The organism is Microcystis sp. M53602_WE12, from assembly GCF_030065455.1.
GTDB lineage: Bacteria > Cyanobacteriota > Cyanobacteriia > Cyanobacteriales > Microcystaceae > Microcystis > Microcystis aeruginosa.
This window is the reverse complement of sequence record NZ_JASJFB010000032.1, coordinates 1-3,724: the sequence shown is the minus strand read 5'-3', so window position 1 is coordinate 3,724 and position 3,724 is coordinate 1. Positions and strand designations below refer to the sequence as shown.

At 44.1% G+C, this 3,724-nt stretch carries 3 protein-coding genes; all 3 read left to right on the top strand.

Annotated elements, in window-relative coordinates:
• Window positions 1-471: 471 nt before the first annotated feature.
• The 3 genes from PX482_RS01320 (at window position 472) to hisIE (ending at window position 3,501) form a co-directional block, all read left to right on the top strand.
• The gene (locus PX482_RS01320; protein WP_288096637.1) at window positions 472-1,197 is read left to right on the top strand and encodes a PEP-CTERM sorting domain-containing protein; all 726 of its coding nucleotides are present in this window, start codon (window positions 472-474) and stop codon (window positions 1,195-1,197) included.
• A gap of 251 nt (window positions 1,198-1,448) precedes the next feature.
• The gene (locus PX482_RS01315; RefSeq protein WP_288096634.1) at window positions 1,449-2,330 is read left to right on the top strand and encodes a glycosyltransferase family 2 protein; all 882 of its coding nucleotides are present in this window, start codon (window positions 1,449-1,451) and stop codon (window positions 2,328-2,330) included.
• Window positions 2,331-2,865: 535 nt separating this feature from the next.
• Window positions 2,866-3,501: a bifunctional phosphoribosyl-AMP cyclohydrolase/phosphoribosyl-ATP diphosphatase HisIE gene (gene hisIE, locus PX482_RS01310; RefSeq protein ID WP_002764104.1), complete on the top strand. Its 636-nt coding sequence runs from the start codon at window positions 2,866-2,868 to the stop codon at window positions 3,499-3,501.
• The last annotated feature ends 223 nt before the right edge of the window (window positions 3,502-3,724 follow it).

Sequence of the window (3,724 nt, the reverse complement as noted above, 5' to 3'; positions counted from 1 at the left end):
TCGGGGTTTAGGTCTCTAATCAATCTCATTGTATTTTCCTGCTGCTTCGTTTTTTTATGTATTATACTTCTTAATTTTTTATTTGGGTAATTAATTTTGCATGACTACTTAACAATCCTTAACAAAATGAACTTGATTTATGTGAGTTGCTTACCCAGAGGGTGATTCAGGCATATTTGAGGAGAATTTGCCATCTCAATTGTTAAGCAAAAATCGACCAAATGTTAAGATTTCCTAACTGTTTTAATTGACTGGTATCGCTTGAAATGCCCACACAGCAAGGGGATGACCAAATTGGTCAATGGTCAATAGCGTTTGAGATGGGCTCACCCTATTCTAAAACACTTGTTTTTTTTGAAAAGTTTTGCTATAATTCTGTCAAGTCGCAAAAAAAGTTATCAGCGAGCTTAACGCTTGCTTAACTTCTTTTGATGGCTATAGTACACACAATTAACGATGCATAATTCAGTTATGATGACAACCAACAAATTAACCAAAATCCTTTCTGGTGTAGCCACCCTCGGTATCGCCACCGCTATCGCCGCTCCTGCTCAAGCTGCCACTTTTACCGTTCCACTCGATGCATTGGGCCGGGGTATGGTCGATACTGTGCTTGTCGCTACTGGGTCAGGGTATGGTCTTTCTATTGGCGGTATGGTCTATGATTCCGTTACGCTAGGCGACAAAGTGTTCTCCGATTTCAGCGTTGTTGCCGATGTTGCTGCCGGCGATAACCTATCATTCATCCTCACTAGCGGTGTTTGGACTGTACAATACGATCCAGCGGACATGGGTCGTGATAAAGGTGAATTGCACTACCAAGTCGATATCGACACAACCATGATGCCGATGATGTATTTCGACGCTGTTTCATTCGATACAGATGTATCTGGAATGGGGGGGACGTATACGGCTACCAAGGAGATTAAAACCCTGGCAGGTGCTTCGCTTGTAACCCTAGAATCCGTAAACGGCGGTGTGGACATGGCGGATCTTAAGCCTTTCATGGTTCAAAGCATCAAAGTGATCGATACATATGGGGTCGTCAGCGACGGTGGCATGTCTCTGCTGCAATCTTCCACTAACGACTTCACTCAAGTTCCATTTGGTACCAAAGTCCCCGAACCGGGTACTATCCTCGGACTTCTGGCAGTGGGTGGTTTAGGAATGGTTTCCCGCTTCAAGAAACAAAAATAACAGTTACCAATGTCTTGCACACATTGATAACTGTGACGTTGAACAAGAATAGCTAAAGGTTAGATGCCCTGTTTGGTTTTCTAGCTTTTAGCTTTCCCTGTAAGTATTGATTCTAACGCGAATAGGGGATAGGGGATAGGGAAATAGGGAGATGGGGAAATAGGGAGATGGGGAAATTTCACCTAAATTCCCCACTACCCCAACACCCCAACCCCCAACCCCCAACCTCCATCACCCTATAAAAATCGCCCATGTTCTCTATCTACATCCTTACCCATAACGAAGAAATCGATATCGCCGCCTGCATTGAATCGGCACAACTGTCTAATGATATTATTGTGGTGGATTCCTTTAGTAACGATCGCACTGTAGAAATTGCCCAACGTTATCCCGTCCGTGTCATCCAACACGCTTTTGAAAGTCACGGAGAACAACGCAGCTGGATGTTACGTTCCATTCCCACTAAACACGAATGGGTGTATATTTTAGAGGCTGATGAACGGATGACCCCGGAGTTATTCCGAGAATGTTTACAGGTAATAAAATCCCCAGATAATGTGGGTTATTATGCGGCCGAAAGAGTGATGTTTATGGGAACATGGATTCGTCACAGTACCCAGTATCCCCGCTATCAATTGCGTTTATTGAAAAAAGGACAGGTCTGGTTTTCCGATTATGGTCACACGGAAAGAGAAGTTTGTCTGGGAGCAACCGGTTTTCTCCAAGAAACCTATCCCCATTACACCTGTAGTAAAGGTTTAAGTCGCTGGATAGAAAAACACAATCGTTATTCTAGCGATGAAGCAAGAGAAACTCTCTCTCAATTGGAAAATGGTGCGGTGAAATGGTGGGATTTATTCTTTGGTGATAACGAAGTGGCCAGAAGACGCGCTTTAAAAGATTTATCCCTGCGTTTACCCTGTCGTCCCCTCTTGCGTTGGTTGTATATGTACTTTATTTTAGGGGGAATCCGGGACGGAAAAGCCGGTTTTGCTTGGTGTACATTACAGGCTTTTTATGAGTATTTAATTCTTTTGAAAGCTGAAGAAATCAAAACTGGGAATTTTACCGTTAATGATCAGATTATCATTGAATCGGAACAAGCGATCGAGGTGACATCCGATTGTTGTTAAGCTAAGACGCATTTAAACCGCTTATTCTTAGATTAGCCAAACCTCTCTCACCCCCCCCGATGTCGGGGGGGCAAGGGGGGGTGGGGGGTTGGGGTAGGGTCGTTTCATTCTCTCAAATGTCATTCTCTCAAATCCTTATCTGGCAACGTTTTTAGTCGATTTCTTGGAATAAATATCTGAAAATTTTTAAAAACGTCGTGCTTTGCTTGCCTCATAAGCGATTAAAGGTAGCAAAAAAAAGAATTAGATTCGGAGAATGAATCAGCCCTAGGGGGCAGGGGGGATCCCCCCGCCTATCGGCACCCCCCTTATCAAGGGGGGCAGGGGGGATCGAACCTAAAATCCATTTTTAATTTAATTATAACCAGCTACTTAACTGGTCGGACGGAAATTTTCTTGTCTATCTTAAGAAATGTAAACTTTCCTCACTCACGGTTAATGTAATTTTCTGCGGCCATTTAGGGGAATTCCTCAAGGCTATATAATTAAGCTTTGGGTAATTTATCCCAGCATAATTCTTGACCGCGAAAAACTGATGTCCTCTTTACTCTCCGCTATTCCCCTCGACGCGATCGCTTATAATCCCCAGGGTTTAGTACCGGCGATCGCTCAAGACTATCTTGATGCTACAGTGTTAATGATGGCCTGGATGAATCGGGAATCCCTCGAAAAAACCCTCACCACTGGGGAAGCATGGTATTGGAGTCGTTCTCGTCAAGAATTATGGCACAAGGGCGCTACTTCTGGCCATATCCAAAAAGTGCGTCAAATTCGCTACGATTGCGATAGTGATGCTATCTTACTGACTATTGAGCAAATCGGTGATATCGCCTGTCATACCGGCGAAAGAAGCTGTTTTCACCAGGTAAATTGGCAAAAATCACCGCCAGCAGCCGATACTCTCTCGGAATTGTTTAAGGTAATTTGCGATCGCAGAGACGATCCTCATCCGGAATCCTACACCTGTAAACTTTTGGCCGGGGGAGATAACAAAATTCTCAAGAAAATCGGCGAAGAATCGGCAGAAGTGGTCATGGCCTGCAAAGATAATGATGGCGATGCTATTGCCTCAGAAGTGGCCGATCTTTTTTATCATACCCTCGTCGCTCTCGCCCATCATCAAGTCCCCCTGCGAGATGTCTATAAAAAACTGCAAGACCGGCGCCGGTAATCAGTTATCAGTTATCAGTAATCAGTTATCAGTTATCAGATTTGAGTTTTAAGTGGGTGGGTGGAATTAAATATAAGATGAACGTAGGTTGGGTTGAAGCATGAAACCCAACGCCCGATTATGTTACGCTACCGCTAACCCATCCTACAAATAATTGTGCCTCCCTACTTAGGGTTTGCTGAAAAAGTTTTTCCTGGGGGCAGGGTGTGGGGTGTGGGGTGTG